At 58.9% G+C, this 18265-nt stretch carries 12 protein-coding genes; 5 read left to right on the forward strand and 7 right to left on the reverse strand.

Annotated elements, in window-relative coordinates:
• Nucleotides 1–3 precede the first annotated feature (3 nt).
• The 6 genes from bcsD to bcsO are packed head-to-tail and all read right to left on the reverse strand — an operon-like array spanning nucleotide 4 to nucleotide 10468.
• Nucleotides 4–483: a cellulose biosynthesis protein BcsD gene (gene bcsD, locus MT962_RS06940; protein ID WP_247365256.1), complete on the reverse strand. Its 480-nt coding sequence runs from the start codon at nucleotides 481–483 to the stop codon at nucleotides 4–6.
• Between the two features lie 2 nt (nucleotides 484–485).
• The gene (locus MT962_RS06945) at nucleotides 486–4559 is read right to left on the reverse strand and encodes a cellulose biosynthesis protein BcsC (protein ID WP_024560206.1); all 4074 of its coding nucleotides are present in this window, start codon (nucleotides 4557–4559) and stop codon (nucleotides 486–488) included.
• Nucleotides 4556–6991: a cellulose biosynthesis cyclic di-GMP-binding regulatory protein BcsB gene (gene bcsB, locus MT962_RS06950; RefSeq protein ID WP_028019924.1), complete on the reverse strand. Its 2436-nt coding sequence runs from the start codon at nucleotides 6989–6991 to the stop codon at nucleotides 4556–4558. Before bcsB ends, MT962_RS06945 begins: the two co-directional genes overlap by 4 nt.
• A complete protein-coding gene (gene bcsA, locus MT962_RS06955; protein ID WP_024561326.1) occupies nucleotides 6988–9081 on the reverse strand; it encodes a UDP-forming cellulose synthase catalytic subunit in 2094 nt (697 codons plus the stop codon). The genes bcsB and bcsA overlap by 4 nt, the downstream gene beginning before the upstream one ends.
• Before the next feature lie 17 nt (nucleotides 9082–9098).
• The gene (gene bcsQ, locus MT962_RS06960; protein ID WP_024555631.1) at nucleotides 9099–9899 is read right to left on the reverse strand and encodes a cellulose biosynthesis protein BcsQ; all 801 of its coding nucleotides are present in this window, start codon (nucleotides 9897–9899) and stop codon (nucleotides 9099–9101) included.
• Nucleotides 9890–10468, reverse strand: coding sequence for a cellulose biosynthesis protein BcsO (gene bcsO / locus MT962_RS06965; RefSeq protein ID WP_247365257.1), 579 nt, complete (start codon nucleotides 10466–10468; stop codon nucleotides 9890–9892). Before bcsO ends, bcsQ begins: the two co-directional genes overlap by 10 nt.
• A 652-nt stretch (nucleotides 10469–11120) precedes the next feature.
• Between bcsO and MT962_RS06970 the strand changes: the two genes are divergently transcribed.
• The 5 genes from MT962_RS06970 to MT962_RS06990 are packed head-to-tail and all read left to right on the forward strand — an operon-like array spanning nucleotide 11121 to nucleotide 16870.
• Nucleotides 11121–12062, forward strand: a complete 942-nt coding sequence (locus MT962_RS06970; protein ID WP_024555633.1) for a D-ribose ABC transporter substrate-binding protein — start codon at nucleotides 11121–11123, stop codon at nucleotides 12060–12062.
• An 11-nt stretch (nucleotides 12063–12073) separates the two neighbouring features.
• Entirely contained in the window at nucleotides 12074–12685 is a 612-nt protein-coding gene (locus MT962_RS06975; protein WP_247365258.1) for a DUF2291 family protein, read from the forward strand.
• Nucleotides 12685–14211 carry a sugar ABC transporter ATP-binding protein gene (locus MT962_RS06980; protein WP_247365259.1) on the forward strand — a complete coding sequence of 509 codons (1527 nt, stop codon included), beginning with the start codon at nucleotides 12685–12687 and terminating at the stop codon, nucleotides 14209–14211. The genes MT962_RS06975 and MT962_RS06980 overlap by 1 nt, the downstream gene beginning before the upstream one ends.
• Nucleotide 14212: 1 nt before the next feature.
• Complete coding sequence (locus tag MT962_RS06985; RefSeq protein WP_024561331.1) at nucleotides 14213–15307, forward strand: ABC transporter permease; 1095 nt, start codon at nucleotides 14213–14215, stop codon at nucleotides 15305–15307.
• A gap of 51 nt (nucleotides 15308–15358) precedes the next feature.
• Complete coding sequence (locus tag MT962_RS06990) at nucleotides 15359–16870, forward strand: FGGY-family carbohydrate kinase (RefSeq protein ID WP_247365485.1); 1512 nt, start codon at nucleotides 15359–15361, stop codon at nucleotides 16868–16870.
• Between the two features lie 293 nt (nucleotides 16871–17163).
• On the opposite strand, the gene MT962_RS06995 is transcribed toward MT962_RS06990, so the two are convergent.
• Nucleotides 17164–18120: a sugar-binding transcriptional regulator gene (locus tag MT962_RS06995; RefSeq protein WP_247365260.1), complete on the reverse strand. Its 957-nt coding sequence runs from the start codon at nucleotides 18118–18120 to the stop codon at nucleotides 17164–17166.
• Nucleotides 18121–18265 lie beyond the last annotated feature (145 nt).

An 18265-nucleotide genomic window follows, 5' to 3' on the forward strand; every position in this document is an offset into this window, starting at 1 on the left:
TTCTCACTGTGGATTGAAATAACGGAACTGCACATCCGAAACGGAAAAGAGACGATGGCGTTTAACCACCAGTTTCGCCTCGCCGCCCTGGGCATAGAGCCAGCGGCCGTAAAGCCCTTCCAGTATGGCGCACAGGGCGTTGCACCAGCGGGTTTGCCCGGCGGCGTCGCGGTAAACCGGCAGCGCCTGGTGGCGCAGCAGCATGCCGTCGTCGTTCGCGGCGATATCCACCACGCCCCAGCCGAAAGCGGCGAGCTTCGCGTTCATCGCCGCCTCCAGTTCGCCCACCGTTTGCGAAACGGGCAGCGGAAAACGCTCCGCCATGGTTTCGCCCATCTGCTTCAGAAAAGGCTGGCTTTCCGTTTCCCCCACGTTGGTGACCATGCCGTCTACCATGATGGTCAGCAAATCAAACCAGCCTGGCGGCGTTTGCTGCTGCTGAAAATACGCCATCAGGACGGAATTGCTCGTATCGAGTGCCATAATCAGTGGTTCCCTAACATATAACGGAAGTAAAGCCCTGCCGTGCTTTCGTTGTAATCGCCAAAGGTGTCATAGCCTACCTGGCCGCCAATGGTCATCTGTTTATTGACGTTATAATCCGCCGCCGCACGGAAGGTATAGCCAATGCCGTTTTCCGAGCTGCTCTTATAGTGCGCCTCTTTGGTAAAGCCTGCCTGCGCGAAATCTTCCAGCGTCGACTGCCAGTCAGACTTCGTCGGGAAGTAGTCGCTGCCGTCCTGGGTGTAGGACTGATAGCCCACCGAACCGCCAAGGCTCAGCTTCCAGTTGTCAAATTTCTGCGTGTAATCCACCGGCAAGGAGACGCTGACGTAATTCTGCGGGCTGAAATAGCCGCCCTGACCGAAAGTGAAATGGCTCAGGTTCTTTGAGTAGTCCATCCATGAGGTGTTCAGGCCGGTTTTCAGCTCGCGGTAATCGTCATGATAAGGACGCAGATATACGCCCGCGCTGGCGTTCATGCTGGTGTTGCTGGCGACGTTTTCGCCCAGATAACTGTAGCCGCCGCCGCTCACATAGAAGCCCGCGTCGCCGTCGTCATAGCTCAGCATGACGCTGCCGCCGTTTTTGGTCACGCGTCCCCAGGTTTTGCCGGAATAGCTGTCTTTCAGCCCGACATAAGAAAGCAGGCTGTCGGTGAGCGCGCGGCGCTCGCCGGTAAGGATAAGCGTCAAATAGTCAGTGAGTTTCGGCGACCATTTCACCCCGCCGACCAGCGTGCTGAGATCCTGCCCCAGCGGCGTGGTGCCGATATCGAGCTTATAATCCTTGCCGCTCAGCGCCATGTTGAGCTCCACGCCGTCGGCGCGCTGCGAATCGGTGGAAACATCGCCCGGATCGTTGACGTTCGGCTTCACGCCGGAGGCAATCAGGTAGTTTCTGGCATCCTGGCTCAACCCTTCAGCAAAAGCGGCCAGGTTTTCCAGACCCGCGGCGCCGGTGGGGTTATAGTCGTTCAGATTGACATTCGTCAGATCAAGCGCGGCGATTTCCGAGGCTCCCGGGTTCGCCGCGAAATACGCAGCGCGCTGTTCGTCGGTCATGGTAGCCGTTGCGGTTTTGATGGCGTTCTGCTGGCCAGCAATTGTCGTCGCAAGGCTTGTTACGCCGTTCGAGAGCGGGTTTGAGCCATAACGACGCCAGGCGTCGCCCCCCGCGCTGCCTGCGCTAAGGGTAATGGGCGTGGCGGTAAACTCAAAACGCGACTCGCCAAAGGGCGAGCTGGACCAGGTGAGCGGCGCTTTCGCCTCGGTAAGTTTGCTGAGGCCCGACTCGCCGTCGCGCCCGCGCACCTGCACGCCGCCCTGCAGCCAGGCGCCGGTCTGGTCGTCAAGCGTTTGCATCATCTCGTCAATCTGGCGCAGCGTGCGGTTTTGCGCCGTATCCACCGGCATATCAGTACGGTAGGTGCCCGGCAGCGAGCCGGCCGGATCGACGGTGGTCGGCGCGACCTGCCACGGCATGGCGCGGCCATAGAGCGACGGCGAGGCCGTGCGTTCCGCGCCGCGGCTGTTTTTCAAAAACGGGTTGTCGGAGGCCAGCAGGCCGCCCACAACCGGAGTGCCGCCGCTGCCTTCCTGTAAGCCAAGCAGTCTGCCGCGCGCGCTGCGCAGATAGGTCATCGCCTGCTGATGGTTGCCCTGCGCCTCTTCAAGACGCGCCAGCAACAGCAATCTCTCCGGCGAATTGTCGTTTCGCAGGCCTGCGGCGAGCGAGCGCGCTTTGTTTACGTCGTCCTGCGCCAGCGCCACGTCGATAGCGCCTGCCCGCGCCGCCTGGTCCGGCGTGTCGCGGGTCATCAGGTAGTCATAAACGACGCCCGCTTCTTTGTTCATTTTACCGCTCTGATAGAGGCGGCCCATGGCGAACATCAGGTCGGTGTTTTGCGGATCGTTTTGCAGCGCATGAATAAGCTTGTCATAGGCGGCGGCGTAGTTGCCCTGCTCACGTAAACGGTCAGCTTCGTTGATCACATAGCCGTTGCGCAAGCCCGCGAGCTGCGTCGGCGTGCTGCTCGCCTGTACTTCCGGGTTCGCCAGCAGCGTCTGCGCCTCGCTGGTCAGTCCCGCCTGGTTGAGCACCGCCACCTGGTCGGCGTAATCGCCTGCATTGCCTTTAATTCCCAGCCGCTGGTTGTTACGCACCACCGCGACCGCGCCTGTTAAATCGCCGCTCTGCGCCAGCAAACGCGCAAGCTTGCCGGCGTCCGCCGGGCTTTGCGGCGGCGTGGCGGCCAGCGCTTTTAAGGTATTGGCGGCGGCGATGCTGTTGCCCTGCGCCAGATAGCGCTCGGCGGTGGTCATTTGCAGGTTGTAATTCACCCGCTGCGCCAGTTCGCGCATCTCACGGTTCTGGCTGCCGGCCGGAATACGGGAAAGCAACTGCTGCGCCTGCTGCCAGCCGCCGTTCTCGCTAGAGAAGAGCGCGGCGGAATAAAGCTCGCTGTTGCTCGCCCCGGTCCGAAACGCCGGAGCCATCACCGCGGACGCTTCGCTCTCATTGCCGTTTTTCTGCAACAGACGAGCCAGATCGAGACGCAGCCATGGGTCGTTCGGCAAGCGCGTGACACCGTCACGCAGAAGAGAGATCGCCTGCGCCGTATTGCCGTTTGCCGCCGCCTGCTGCGCCTGACGGCGGATCGGGTCGCCCGGCAGGCCGGTGACGGTTCGCGGCTGCAAACGCGCCTGCAGGCTCGCCGGCAATGTGCTCAGCACAGCCTGCGCGTCAGCGGTTTTATTCTGCTCGCGCAGTACGTAATAGAGATTTTCCCGCGCCGCGGCGTTATCCGGCTGGTCGTTCAGTACCGAACGCAGCGTCTGCTCGGCCTGCGCGTAATCTTTGTTATGGCGCAGCACGTCGGCGCGAAAGAGCTTCGCCGCCGTACCGCGTTCGCCGCTCGCCTGCGCAAGCGGCGCGGAGAGCGCCAGCGCCTGGCTGACGTTGCCCGCTTTCAGCGCCTGCTGCGCCTGGGCCAGCTGGCTGTAAAAAGTGGCGTCTTCCGCCTGCGCTTTGCGTTCGGCAGAGGCGTCGCCGCCCAGCGCGGCGGCGCGGTTAAGGTACTGCGCCGCCGCCTGATAATCGCCGCTGCGCTGGGCGATATACCCCATGCCCGCGAGCGCGTCGGCATCTTCCGGGTTGGTCTGTAACACCTGCTCAAACTGACGGCGCGCATTTTCCAGATTGCCGCTGTTAAGTGAGGTGTAGCCTTCGCCTTTCGCTGCGCCGCCGATATTTTTGCGGTAATAAGCCTGAACCTCGCTATCCTGCGGATGACGCTGCAGCCAGGTTTCATAGTAATGCTCATCTCCGGCCGCCGGGCCGAGCCAGAGCAGCGCCTGACGCAGGCCGCTGTCCGCCTCTTTATTGCTGGCGGCCATCGGCTCCAGCATTTCAATGCCTTCGCGACGCGTCTCCTCACGCCAGGTCAGCGCCTTGCCCAGCGCCACACGGGCGCCGTTATCCTGCGGATTTTGCGCCACGAAGCTGCGAAGCTCGCTTATCGCCTGCGGGTAGAGCGTTTTGTCGCCCGCCATCGTCAGATAATATTCCGGGGCGAGACTTGCAGGCGGCGTAGCGCCGTTAAACAGGCTGCGCCAGGTAGCGAGCGCGCCGGGCACATTGCCGCTGCGCGCCTGCTGACGGGCAAGGTTAAGTTGCCCCTGCGGCACCTGCGTTAGCTGTTTGGCGTTGTCCAGCGACTGAAGTTTCGCATCGCCCGGTGAAACCTGCGCCAGGCGGGCGCGCCAGCTGGCGGAGGCTTTCAAATCGCCGCTCTGCTGCGACCAGAGCGCCATCAGGTAGAGCGCTTGCGTGTTGTCCGGATCCACCATCAGCACTTTTTGCAGCGAGCTCATCGCCAGCTGATCGTTGGATTTGTCATGCCAGTAATTCGCCTGGTCAAAGAGCGCCTTCAGCGCGGCGTCGTTGGCGGGCGCGGCCTGCGCGGCGAAAGACGCACCAAGTGCGATAGCCCCGGTCAGGCACAGGGTCGATATGCGGCGGCCTTGCTTGAGTGTCAATTTTGTCTGCGCTTTCATTTTTTATTATCCAGATACAGGCGTTTTCTTGCGCGCCGTTTCATCATGGCGGTCAACAGAAGCCCTGCCACAATCGCAAAGCCCAGTCCCAGCGCGGCCAGCAGCCCGGAGTGCTGGTTGGCGTACCAGACTATCATCATATGAGGCGGCATTTGGCCGCTCGGGAACTGCGGGCCGACGCGAAAACTTCGTACCCCGTTTTCATTGGTGATAATCGCGGCGTCGCCGCGAATGGCGGCGTTAATGCGCGCCGATGCCAGGTCGCCATGCAGCCGTGAGAGCTGGTCGTCATTGCTGCCGATGGCCATCACCACCAGGCGATCTTCATTCCATGGGGAACGGAAGCTGACGAAGCCGCGCCAGGCTTCGTTGGAAGAGAAATAGCGGTCGGCCTCAAGGCCGTCGGCGTTCCAGTCGCCCAGCAGCCAGCGCTGCGCCTTCTGCCAGGTCGTCGGCGTACGCACGCCGAAGCTTTGCGCCTGCGTCTCAAACGGCGAACCGTTCAGCACGGTGCGGTTGAAGGCCGTCTGCTCCAGGCCGCTGACCACTAACACATCGCGATGGCGCAGCGCCTCCAGGTCCGCCCCGCCTGCCGGCACGCCCAGCACGACGCGGTTGTGGTTCAGCGACGTGCCGGTGGCGTTGCCGGAACGCGCTGCGAGATCAAGCAGGGTTGCTATCTGCGTTTCCGACGGGTTTTCCGGCAACAGCAGTACGGTCTGGGAATAGTCCGCCAGACGGGAGAACGGGAACGAGGCGCCGACGAAATAGGAAAGATTCGGCAACAGCGCAAAGTGGCGCGTATGGCTTAAATCTATCGTCGAGCTGTCGTCAATCATGCTCTTGATGTTGTTGTTAAGCAGTACGCTGCACGGCGCGCTCTCTTTCGGCTTGATGTTGAAATAGAGCTGGAGCTGGTTGTCGCCGTAAATCATGTACGGCTCAAGCGGCATATTGTAATGCTCCTGGCGCGCGTCGCCGCCCAGGCGGTGCCACAGCTGTTCGAGAATCCCCTGTTTGTTAACCGGCAGGTTATGCAAAAAGGTGTTGTTGAGCGTCATGCTCAAAAACGAGTTCTCTTCATCAATCCAGGACTCTGAAGGGAAACGGTAGTTGATGCGCAGCGGAATGGTTTCGCCATCCCACAGGAAGAGATCGGGCGCGGCGCGAAATGCCACGCGCAGCGGCTCATGCCAGATGCCAGTGGTGGTCAGGCTCTGATCTTTACGGATAAGCTCGGAAAGCTTTACCGGGCGGTCGGTGGTTATCCAGCGCGGCGCATCATAAGGCTGGCTCGCCGGAATGGCGCCTGGTGTGACAACGTCACTTGCGCTTTGCGGGTTGAAACCGCCGCGCGTCACCCGCCACGCGGCGCTGCGCAGCGCGGTTTCATCTTTGCCGACAATCAACAGCAGCTTATAAACCGGGTTCGCCGGGTTATCGATAATCTGCAACGTCGGCTTGTCCGCCTGCGGCAAGCTCAGTCCGCCAATCTGCTCGCCGGGATGGCCTATCAGAATGCCGTTTTTCTCAGGCAGACGGTCATGCAGCGCATTAAAGTTAATGCCGCGGTAGTCCGCCTGAATGCCAAACCAGGAGGCGGCCAGCGCGCCGGCGCTGAGGCTGTCGGTGGAAAGCTTCGCTGGAAAGGCGAACTCAATCGAGGCGGGCGTCATTTGCATATCGTCGAAGAAAGGCCGCGGCAGATGGCTTAAATCGGCGCCGATATTAAGCTGCTGGCCTTCCAGGTCGAAACGCGAATCTGGCAGGATGGTCACGCGGTATTTGTCGGTGAGATCCCGCTGGCAGAGCTGCGCGTCGCCATCGATGATTTTAAAGCTGATGTTGTTGTTCGACACCATCAGCGCCGCCGGCACGTCGAGCTGGAAGTGCGAGACATCCGTCTGCGCTGCGCCCAGCGGCACGGTGCCAAGCGGCTGGCCGTTCAGCATCAGCTGCATTGTGGCGTTACGGGCCGCCATGGCGGGCGACACGCGAAGGTTTAGCGCCAGCTGCGCGTTAGTGATGACCTGATCGGTGGGCAGCGTGAAGGTTACGCCACCCTGTAATTGCCCGCCGCTCAGCGACACGCCCTGCGGCTGGCCCATCTGCGCTACGGTAATGCTGGAAACGGTAGACGGCACAAACGCCCCCGCCGCGGAAGTAGCGGACACGGCGGCGGCGTCTGGCGAGCTGCTCGCCTCCGGCATCGTTTGCGGCGCTGTGTCGGTTACCGCTTCCGGCGCGGCGGGCATCGGTTCGGTCGTCTGCCCGCCATCCGGCGCAGGCGGTGTCGCTTCTGCCGCCGCCGCTTCGGGCGTCGGCGCCGGTAGGTCAAAAGGCAGTGCTGCTCCTGAGGTTGCAGGCTCCTCGCCGCGCAGCGGCGCGACAAACAGGGAGCCGATGAGGATCGCAAGCGTTAATCGTTTCATGCTGCGCGATTCTCCTGCTCCGCCAGGCGACGGTTTTTACGGCGCTGTGTCCAGCTCAGCCAGAAGAGTTCGAACACGCTGCGCAGAATGGTCAGCAGTGAACGGAACGGGTTATCCTGCGGTTTCGGCGGGTTAATCCACGCGTCGGCGCGCGCCAGCACCACGCGAACCAGTTCGCGACGACGCGCCAGCGGCATCTCTTCAAACATCAGGCGGATGGTGTTTTCATCCGCCGTTACGGTTTGCACCGGAATAGTGATGGCTTCGGATTGCAACAAGAGTTCCACTTCTTCTATTTCATCCTTCAGGTGACGGTCGTCCGGCGCGGCGATGCGGCAACCGCCCATGGAGAGATCCTGCGTCGTAGTGCGCGAAACGATGCCGCTGGCGTAATGGAGCAACACCGGAATTTCCACGTCGATACGGATGGTTTTACGCACCTGACGCGTCTCTCTGGCAACGGCAATCGCCCCCAGCAGGAAGATGAGGCAGTAAATGCCCCAGCCCACGTTCAGGGCGATAACCCACGGGTCGACGCCGAAATAGTCATGCGCGCAGGCACGCACAATCCCCGCGACCACCCCTGCGGCCAGCAGAATGGCGATAATCAGGTGCGGGCGCACCACGCGAAAATCGAAATAGCCGACATCGAGCAACGCGCCTTTATCGGTGACGTTGAACTTGCCGCGCTTCGGAAAGAGCATCGTCACGGCAGTCGGCAGCGCGATATGGAACGCCAGCACCAGGTCGTAAATTTCGCCCCAGAAGCTGTAACGGTAGCGACCGTTGAGGCGGGAATTCACGTAAATCGCCAGGAACAGATGCGGCAGCGCGTAGGCGAAAATCAGGCTCGCCGACGAGTGAATGATATTGAGGTTAAACAGCAGATACGCCAGTGGCGCCGTGACAAAAGCGATGCGCGGCAACGCAAACTGGTAATAGAGCATGGCGCTCAGGTAACACAGGCGTTGCTGCAGCGTCAGGCCGCGCCCGAACAGGGGGTTATCCATACGAAAAATCTGCGTCATGCCGCGCGCCCAGCGGGTACGCTGGATGACATGCAGAACCAGACGCTCGGTGGCAAGCCCTGCGGCCAAAGGAATATCCAGAAACGCCGAGTTCCAGCCGCGGCGCTGCATTTTCAGCGCCGTATGGGCATCTTCTGTCACAGTTTCCACTGCGAAACCGCCAATTTCTTCCAGCGCGCTTCGGCGAATCACGGCGCAGGAGCCGCAGAAAAAGGTGGCGTTCCAGTTATCGTTGCCCTGCTGAATCGGACCGTAAAACAGCATCCCCTCGTTGGGAATATCGCGGCCTACCGACAGGTTGCGCTCAAACGGGTCCGGAGAATAGAAATAGTGCGGCGTCTGGATAAGCGCGAGCTTCGGATCCTGCAAAAACGCGCCGACGGTGGCCTGCAGGAAAATGCGGGTGGCGACGTGGTCGCAGTCAAACACACAAATGAGCTCGCCCTGGGTTATCTTCATGGCGTGGTTGAGGTTCCCCGCCTTGGCGTGCGAATTATCATTACGGGTGATATACCCTACGCCGACATCGGCGGCAAAAGCAGCGAACTCGCGGCGCTTGCCGTCATCCAGAATATAAATTTTTACCTTGTCACGCGGATAATCAATGCACTGCGCCGCGAGCACCGTATCCCTCACCACATCCAGCGATTCGTTATAGGTCGGAATATAAACATCCACCGTGGGCCAGAGCGAGGTGTCATCCGGCAGCGGAACGATGGTGCGCTTGAGCGGGAACGTGGTTTGCAGATAGCTCAGCAACAGCATTATCCAGACGTACACTTCCGCCATGAATAACCCGATGCCAAGAATAGCCTCGATTTCAGAGTTAAAATGCAGCGTTTGCGTGGTGCGAAAATACATGTAACGCGTAGACATCAGCACCGACATCACGACCATAATCACAGAAACGGTGCGATTTTTACTCAGCCCCATCAGGAACAGGATGCCGATGCTCAACAGGCCGAAAATATACTGCTTCTGACTGTCCATCGGCGTGATGATGACTAAAGCCGCAACCGGCAGCAGCGCCAGCGCCAGCACGCTTAATAAAAACTTTTTCATAATTGCCCCCGACGGAATCAGAAACCTGGACGGAGGTCGTTATGCACCACCCCGTCGCCCACGTTCACACCCAGAATGCCTGCGATTTTTTTACTGATAAGCTCAATGTCGAAGGCGGCGGCGGAAACCGGACTAAAGTCGAAGATCGATTGCTGGGAAGCGTTGGCTTCCACCACGCTTTCGTCGCGATGAATAACGCCAAGCAGGCGGTCGCCGAGGCGTTGCTCCATAAAGCCGGTGACGTCGCGGCTAATCTGGCGACGGTTATCGCTCTGGTTAACCACGAAGTAGTGCCCCGCTTTCTGATTAAGCTCCTCGCCCGTCAGTCGGTGATTTTCAATATAAGGCAGCAGCGACAGCGAAGCGGTATCCGCCATCAGCGGAATCAGGTGCAGGTCGGCCAGTCGGGAGATGGCTTTCAGCGCAGGCGACGGGCCTGGCGGAAAATCGGCGATAACGACCAGGCCGGGGTAATTAAGCAGCGTGCTTAATCCACGGGTAAGAAAATGTTCGTCCTGTGTCAGACGTTCATCAAAAGCCACTCGCTGCGACTCCGTCGCCTCGCCATAGGGCAAGACGAAAAGATTGCCGCCTGTCGTTAGCACAAACGGGCTCCAGTCGGCATTTTCTGTGGCTTTCGCGACAAAGCCGCGCGTATCGGACAGCGGTACGCCGAAATGCAGACGCAGCGCATTCTGTACGTCGAAATCGATGGCCAGCACTTTGCTTCCGGCGCGGGAAAGCGCATAGGCAAGATTGGCGGTCAGCGTGGTTTTGCCCACCCCGCCTTTCGGTGAACAGACACAAATTAACGGCATGAAGCAATCCTTTCAAACAAACCCTGCAGGGGCTGGTTTTTATCCTCACTGCGCGGCGCTTCCGGTGCTTTTGGCGCGAACAGCTGAGCGTAATTGACGGGGTCGGCATTTTTTGGCGCGGCCTGCGCGACGGCAAGCGCGGCGGGTTTCTCCACCACGACAGGCGCAGGCGTGCTGAGGGCATTCGCGTCTGGCGCAAAGGCGGGTTCGCTGGCGATAGCCGCGACCGGTTCGGGTTCAGGTTGCGCAGAAACGGTCGGGGCCGTTGCAGGCAATTGCTGCGCGACGTCGCGCAGCAAAGCGGGCGCGGTCGCTGCAGCGGGCGACGCTTGTGAAAACGAAGCGGCTGGCTGAGCGGCATTAAACGCGCCCGGCGAAACCGCCTCGACGCTACGGGAAACGTGGCCCGCCCCGGAAAGCGCCGCGTTCTCTTCCTCGGGCGCAAGCTGGTTTAAAATTGCCCAGCTTCCCTGCTCATGCGCATGGCGCTGGGCAGACATATCTTTAAAAGCGACAGACTGCGTTTGCGTTTTATCCTTAAAACGCTGCAAATCATCATAATGCGTCATCTATAGATCACCCGCTTTCACATGGCGCTGATAATTAAGGTAAGTTAATGAAAATAAATCTAAAAAAGGAAGCATTTTGTTCTTGTTTTAATATTTTAGCCTACGGTGTGCGGCGATGTTCGGGAACAGGCTGTGCCAGATGAGTCAGCGAGCCGAACGAAACATCCGCTGCGCCGGAACGTCAGAGCGTCCGGTTATTGAACCCTGAGTGGGATTCTTCCGCATAATAATTTAACTCAGGCTGCAATCATTTTAAGCATCACTATTTTATCTGTCACGCAGCGTTAATTTGATCATACCGCGCTGTTCATTTTTTCTCACTGCTTAATGTTAAGCATCTAAATGTAACGCTTTTTCGTTACAGAGCGAATAAATAAGCACAATGCCATCCCGTTTCCCTTATGTCGCCTTTTTATCCCTTCTACTGCCAGGATTTGGGGGTTTTGACTATTCCATCCAGGCGAGCAAGGGCGAGCTACGTTCTGCGTTGATGCGCATTTTGCTGCACAAAAGGGCGTTATCGCGCAGATCGTGATCATTTTCTCTTTTTCAGAATTTCCCCGACCAGGGCGTAGACAGGCAAAAAAGGGCGACTTATGGTTATATTGAATAATAAATCGATGTTGAATATATATTCAATGAGGAACTAAAAATGAGACCGACCCTCTGCAAAACCGCCCTGCTTGCTTCATTTATCGCCCTCTCTGCGCCCCTTTCTGCGGCGGATAACGGGCTGATAGCCATTATTACCCCATCTCACGATAACCCTTTCTTTAAAGCGGAGGCGGATGGCGCCGCCGCGAAAGCTAAAGCGCTGGGTTATACCACGCTGGTGGCCTCTCATGATGATGACGTAAACAAACAAAACCAGCTGATAGAGACGGCTATTGCCCGCAAAGCGAAGGCGATAATCCTCGACAACGCCGGGGCTGACGCGACCGTTGGCCCACTGGAGAAAGCGAAAGCGGCTGGCGTTCCGGCCTTCCTTATTGACCGCGAAATTAACAAAACTGGCGTGGCCGTGGCGCAAATCGTCTCCAACAACTATCAGGGCGCGCAACTTGGCGCGGAGAAGTTCGCAAAATTGCTTAACGGCAAAGGCAAATATGTGGAACTGCTTGGTCGCCAGTCTGACACCAACGCCCACGTGCGCTCGCAGGGCTACCACGACGTGCTGGACGACTATTCGGATATGCAGATGGTGGCGCAACAAACCGCCAACTGGAGCCAGACCGAAGCGTTCAACCGGATGGAGGCGATTTTGCAGACTAATCCCGATATCGCGGGCGTGATTTCCGGAAACGACACCATGGCGCTTGGCGCCGAAGCGGCGCTCAAGGCGGCGGGTAAAACCAACGTCATCGTGGTGGGGTTCGACGGCAGCGATTATGTGCGCGACTCCATCATCAATAAAGGCAACATCAAGGCCACCGTGCTTCAGCCTGGCTGGCAGCAGGCGCAGATGGCGGTTGAGCAGGCGGATTACTACCTGAAAAACGGCAAAGCGCAAAAAGAAGAAAAACAGCTTATGGACTGCGTACTGATTGACGATTCCAATGCAAGCAAGCTGAAAGTCTTCAACCTGAGCAAATAAGCGGAGGCGTTATGCGCTTAAAACAATGGGGTGTCGCCATAGCGTGTTGCGCCACCCTGTTGCTTACGGCCTGCCGGGTGGTGGATTTGGATGAGAATGACAAACCGATCATTCCCGCCGATCCAAACGCCAAAGTGAGCTATGAGAATCAGACGCCACAGCAGATCGCGCAACAAACCTGGAACGAGAAAGTTCAAAAAGCGGCGCAGAGCCACGCGCTGGATGCAGCGACCCTCGCCTCGCAGCTGAAAAGCCAGCCGCCAGGCAAAAGCGAAAGCGTGTTTGTGCGCCTGAGCGGCAAGGTGGAACAAGTGGATGACAGCAGCGCCCGCGAGAAAAAACTGGTGCTTAACGTCAACGGCCAGCCGCTCACCGTGCAGACCGGGCCGGTGATGCGCGGCAACGCCATTCGCGATGCCGCCGGCTTTAAGTTTGAAGATTTTACCAATCAGGTGCAGTTCGCCCAGCTTTCCCGCGCCTGTAACCGCGAAGCGGTGAAACACTTGCCGCCGGTCGACGCAAGCTGGGCGGGCAAACCGGTGACGTTGCTCGCCGCCCTCACGCTGAAAGATGGCCAGATGGTGGACGCGGCGGCGCTCGATCTCAAACAGGAGGCGCAGTAATGAGCGACCCACAGCAGGATGAGATTATCTTGCGCGCCCGCGGGATCTCGATGCTGTTCCCGGGCACCGTTGCGCTCGACAACGTCGACTACAATGTCTGGCGCGGCAAGGTCAATGTCATTATCGGCGAGAATGGCGCAGGCAAGTCCACGCTGATGAAAATCCTGGCGGGCGTCCAGCAGCCGAGCCTTGGCGAAATTCACCTCAACGGCGAACCGGTGCATTTCAGCAGTACGCGTGACGCCGCCCGGCACGGCATCGGCATGGTGCACCAGGAACTGAATCTGTTTGAGAACCTGAGCGTAGCTGAGAATATTTTTCTTGGCCGCGAGCTCCAGCATGGCGTGGCGCCCATCAACGAAGCGGAACAGGAAAAACGCACCGTAGCGCTTCTGAAACGGCTCGATCAGCCCATCTCGCCTCGCGAGCCGGTCGGCAACCTTAAAGTGGGCCAGCAACAGCTGGTGGAGATTGCCAAAGCGCTGGCGGAGAACGCCGACATTCTCATCCTTGACGAGCCGACCTCCGCGCTCAGCAAAACGGAGGTCGATATTCTCTTTCGCGTGATCCGCGAACTCACGCGCCAGGGCGTGTCCATTATCTATATCTCGCACCGGCTCGAAGAGCTGATGGCGATTGGCGATGTGATAACCATTCTGCGCGACGGCAAATTTCAGGCCGAGGCGAAGGTTGCCGATATCGACGTGCCCTGGATCGTCCGGGAGATGCTCGGCAGCGACCCGGTCTCGACTTTCCTTGCCCCTGGCCGCACCTTCGGCGCGCCGGTGCTGGAGGCGGAACACATCACCTGCGTTAACGCCGCAGGCGTGAATGTGGTGAATGATGTCAGCTTTAACATCCACGCCGGAGAAATTGTCGGTATCTATGGGCTCATGGGCGCCGGACGCACCGAACTGTTTGAATGCCTGCTCGGCACTGAACGTAACTATCTCGGCAAAATCTGGCTCGACAGCAAACCGGTGCCGCAACGTCTGATCCCTGCCGAGCGCATCCGTATGGGGATGAGCCTGGTTCCGGAAGATCGCAAACGCACCGGCATTTTCCCCGTCTCGTCCGTCGCCAGCAATCTGACTATCGCCAGTCTCTGGCGACGCCTGCAACGCGGTTTCGCCATAGCCCGTAAAGAAGAGGACGCGGTGGTGGCGACGACTATCGGCAACCTGTCGATAAAAGTCTCGTCGCCGGACGTCGAGATTCAGGCGCTGAGCGGCGGCAATCAGCAAAAAGTGGTGATTGGCCGCTCGTTGCTGACCAATCCTAAAGTGCTGTTTCTGGACGAGCCGACCCGCGGCATTGATGTGGGCGCGAAAGCGGACGTCTTCCGCATGATGGTTACGCTCTCCGAACAGGGTATCGCGGTGGTCTTCTCCACCTCGGATTTAAAAGAAATTATGGCGGTTTCAGACCGGATCCTCGTGATGTCCGGCGGCAAACTGACGGCTGATATTGCGCGTGAACAGGCCGAAGAGTCGGCGCTGGTAACGGCAAGCGCACAGGGGTTCTGATATGAAAACGACCGATTCCATGGCTTTCATGCCGCGTCCCTCCGCCTGGCTGGGGTCGAAAGAAAGCGTTCTGTTGCTGCTGCTGAAGCTTCGCACCTTTATCGCGCTGTTTCTGATTGTCGGCTTTTTCACGGTGATGGTGCCGGGCTTTTTGTCGGCGGGCAGCATGGTCATCATGATTAAGCACATCGCCATCAACGCCTTTCTGGCGCTGGGCATCACTTTTGTGATAATCACGGCGGGCATCGATCTCTCTATTGGCGCCACGCTCGGCCTGTGCGGCATGATAGCCGGCTGGCTGATTACCAAAGGCATTGTCTTGCCGATGTTCGGCATCGCCATTTTCCCGAGCGTCTGGGTCATTGTGCCGCTGGTGCTGCTGACTGGCGGCCTTATTGGCGCGGTGAATGGCTGGATCATCACGCGCTATAACGTCGCGCCGTTTATCTGCACCCTCGGCACCATGTATGTGCTGCGCGGCGCGGCCATGCTCACCTCCGGCGGGGAAACCTTTCCGGGCCTTTCCGGCAATCCGCAGCTTGGCAACACCGGTTTCGATGAAATTGGCTCCGGCACCCTGTTCGGCATTCCCTGGGCTATCTGGATGATGATCGTGCTGGCGCTGGCTATCGCTTATGTGGCCCGCCGGCTGCCGTTCGGCCGTCACGTTTACGCCATCGGCGATAACGAACGCGCGGCGGAGCTCTCCGGCGTGAAGGTAAAGCAGGTGAAGGTGTGGGTCTATACCCTTTCCGGATTCTGCGCGGCGATTGCGGGCATTGTGGTTTCGGCGCAACTGGTGGCGAGCCACCCGGCGAACGGCACCGCGTTTGAAATGAACGCCATCGCCGCCGTGGTGCTGGGCGGCACGTCGCTTGCCGGCGGACGCGGCACGATCCTCGGCACGCTTATCGGCGCTTTCGTCATCGGTTTTCTGGCCGACGGGCTGGTGATGATGGGCGTAAGCGAGTTCTGGCAGATGGTTATCAAAGGCATCGTCATTATTGTCGCTGTCATCATTGACCAATTGCAGAACCGGATGCAGCAAAAAGCCGCCGTGATGGCCCAGAAAGCGGCGATAGAAGGCCATAAATAAGCGGCCTCACCGCGACTGCCGGGAATAACGAATCACTTTTCAGCCGGAGAAATCATGGCCGCAGACAGAGACGTCATCATCGCCCTCGACGAAGGCACCACGAACGCCAAGGCTATCGCTCTTGATAGCCAGGGGGGCATCATCGCCCGCTTCTCACAGCCGCTTACGGTGCAAACGCCGCGCGAAGGTTGGGTAGAGCAGCCGGGGGAAATGCTGCTGCACGCCTCGCTGCAGGCGCTCAGACAGGCCGTGAGCGCGGTGGGCGCGCACCGGGTCGCGGGCCTCGCCATCAGCAACCAGCGTGAAACCGCTATTGGCTGGTACCGACAAAGCGGGAAAACGTTAGGCCCGGCAATCAGTTGGCAATGCTCCCGCACCGCCCCCTTTTGCGAAGCGCTTCGCCAGCGTGGCGAGCGTGAGCATATTCAGAAACTGACCGGCTTGCCTGTCGCCCCGCTCTTTTCCGGCAGCAAAATGCGCTGGCTGCTCGACAGCGTGCCGGAGGGACGGGCGCTGGCGGAGCGCGGCGAAATCTGTCTTGGGACAATCGACAGCTGGCTGCTGTGGAACCTGACGGCGGGCGAAGCGTTTTGCTGTGATTACTCAAACGCTTCGCGCACCCAGCTTTTTAATATTCATGAAGGGCGCTGGGATGACGCGCTGCTCAGTCTCTTCGGCATTCCCCTCGCCGCGCTTCCCCAGGTGCGCCCGACCAGCCATCTGTTCGGCTATACGCGAGGGCTTGCGCAAGTCCCTGACGGCATTCCGATTCTGGCGATGGCAGGCGATTCTCACGCCGCGTTGTTTGGACACGCGCTCGGCAAACCCGGCTGCGTGAAGGCGACGTATGGCACCGGCTCTTCGGTAATGGCGCCGGTTTCTACGGCGCAGGCGGAGATCACCACGCTTGCCACCACCATCGCGTGGCATGACGGCGAGAAGCTGGTTTACGGCCTTGAGGGAAATATTCCGCATACGGGCGATGCCGTGGCGTGGCTTACGGAATGCACCGGGCTTGGCGAACTTGCGCCAGAGGCGCTTGCAGCGGCGCTTTCGACCCTGCCCGCAAGCGTTGATTCTACGCTTGGCGTTTATTTTGTGCCTGCGCTAACCGGGCTTGGCGCCCCCTGGTGGGATGACCGGGCCAGAGGCAGCATCAGCGGCCTGAGCCGTGGGGTCAAGCGGGCGCACCTGGTGCGCGCCGCGCTGGAAGCGATTGCTTATCAGATTGCCGATGTGGTGCTCGCTATGCGCCAGCACGCTGATTTTGAACTTTCCGCCCTGATGGTGGACGGCGGCCCTACGCGCAACGACTGGCTCATGCAGTATCAGGCGGATTTGCTCGGCTGTACCGTTATGCGCAGCGATATAGCGGAGCTTTCCGCCATGGGCGCGGCGATTTTTGCCCGCAAAGCGCTTAACTCTGCTGGCGATGACGACCTGTCGCGCTTTAGCGCTCACCATACGGCTTTTATACCGAATATGGAGCGCCACGGTAGATTGCAGAAACGCTGGCAAGAATGGCAAGCGGCCGTCGCGAAGGTGCGTAACGGTCAAACCTGACGCCGCCCTGGCCTGAATGGCGAACGGCTTTCCAGGGTAAAGACAAAAGGTCATGCTCGTTAGACGGCGGCTTTCACCGCGCTTTTCTTGACGCCCTATGCGTAACGGATTGCTGCCGCGCTTAACAAGCCAGACGACATGCCAGGCGAAGCGCCACTAGTAGCTTCACCGCGCTTTTTTTCTCTGTCTGGCGATGTTTAGCGCTGAGGTTTAACTATGCGTTAAATTAAAAACAACAAGTATGTTGTAACTAAAGTAAATATAAAACAAGGCGGACCGCGATCCGCCCTGTTTTACGCTTCGCTTTTTACCAGGCTTCTTGCCGTCGGGTAATCCGTTATCAGCACGTCGATATAGTTGCCCTCCAGCGCGCCGTGTATGGCGTTGCGCTTCTCTTCGCCGCCAGCCAGCGCGATAACATGTTTACAATCGCGGATCTGCTGCAACTCCATGCCGATAACCGGATCTTCTTCCCGGCTCAGCACCGGTTTGCCCTGCGCATCGTAATAATGCAGGCAGATATCCCCTACCGCACCGCGCTTCGCCAGCAGTTTCAGCATCTCTTCGTCATAATAGTTACCGGAATTTTTCAGCAGTTGTGAAGGCTCCAGGTCCCCTATCCCTACAATCGCCACGTCCACCTGCGCGAAACGCGACACCGCGTCAGCCACTTCCGGGCTATCAAGGAGGCGTTTTTTCTCTTCCACGGAGCGCTCGATACTCTGGGAAGGCAGCAGCCAGGCCGGGCAATCAAGATGCGCCGCCAGCTGTTGCGTAAGAATAGTTGCCTGAACGTTACCGTTCGGCCCTACGCCGCCCAGCAGCTGAATGACCCCGCGGGCGCGGATGTTCTGCGGATGCATCTCATCCACCATGCAGCGGATGGTGCTGCTCCAGGAGGAGATGCCGACAATATCTTCAGGCCGCAGGCGCGTTTCCACATAATGCGCGGCCGCACTGCCGATAGCATGCTTGATTTGCGCGCTGTTGGGGCTATCGCCCACGTCAACCACAATCGCCTGACGAATGCCATACTGCTGCTCAAGCGCCTTTTCCAGCGAAACGAAAATATTGCCTGGCTGCACGACCGTTATCTTGACCAGCCCCTCTTTCTGACAGCGAGTGAGCGCGCGCGAGACGAAAGATTGCGAGAGATGAAGCAGCGACGCGATATCGGACTGCTTCTTGCCCTCCATATAATAAAGCGTGGCTATCTTGACCAGTAAACGCTGCTCATCCTGCTTTGACATAATGTGCCCCTTGATTTGTCTTTGGTTATTTTTATTCATGACTGAATAGATAACAAGGCACGCTTTTACCGCTGCGCCAGCCGAATGTGAGCCTGGTCGCTTTTTCCCAAAATTGCCTTAACGATGGTGGACAAACACGGCGGAG

Source organism: Franconibacter sp. IITDAS19 (assembly GCF_023079515.1).
GTDB lineage: Bacteria > Pseudomonadota > Gammaproteobacteria > Enterobacterales > Enterobacteriaceae > Franconibacter > Franconibacter pulveris.

Bases quoted from the DNA above. Each gene is read 5' to 3' on its own strand.
- bcsD (WP_247365256.1), bottom strand. From the start codon at position 483: ATGGCACTCGATACGAGCAATTCCGTCCTGATGGCGTATTTTCAGCAG.
- MT962_RS06945 (WP_024560206.1), bottom strand. From the start codon at position 4,559: ATGAAAGCGCAGACAAAATTGACACTCAAGCAAGGCCGCCGCATATCG.
- bcsB (WP_028019924.1), bottom strand. From the start codon at position 6,991: ATGAAACGATTAACGCTTGCGATCCTCATCGGCTCCCTGTTTGTCGCG.
- bcsA (WP_024561326.1), bottom strand. From the start codon at position 9,081: ATGAAAAAGTTTTTATTAAGCGTGCTGGCGCTGGCGCTGCTGCCGGTT.
- bcsQ (WP_024555631.1), bottom strand. From the start codon at position 9,899: ATGCCGTTAATTTGTGTCTGTTCACCGAAAGGCGGGGTGGGCAAAACC.
- bcsO (WP_247365257.1), bottom strand. From the start codon at position 10,468: ATGACGCATTATGATGATTTGCAGCGTTTTAAGGATAAAACGCAAACG.
- MT962_RS06970 (WP_024555633.1), top strand. From the start codon at position 11,121: ATGAGACCGACCCTCTGCAAAACCGCCCTGCTTGCTTCATTTATCGCC.
- MT962_RS06975 (WP_247365258.1), top strand. From the start codon at position 12,074: ATGCGCTTAAAACAATGGGGTGTCGCCATAGCGTGTTGCGCCACCCTG.
- MT962_RS06980 (WP_247365259.1), top strand. From the start codon at position 12,685: ATGAGCGACCCACAGCAGGATGAGATTATCTTGCGCGCCCGCGGGATC.
- MT962_RS06985 (WP_024561331.1), top strand. From the start codon at position 14,213: ATGAAAACGACCGATTCCATGGCTTTCATGCCGCGTCCCTCCGCCTGG.
- MT962_RS06995 (WP_247365260.1), bottom strand. From the start codon at position 18,120: ATGTCAAAGCAGGATGAGCAGCGTTTACTGGTCAAGATAGCCACGCTT.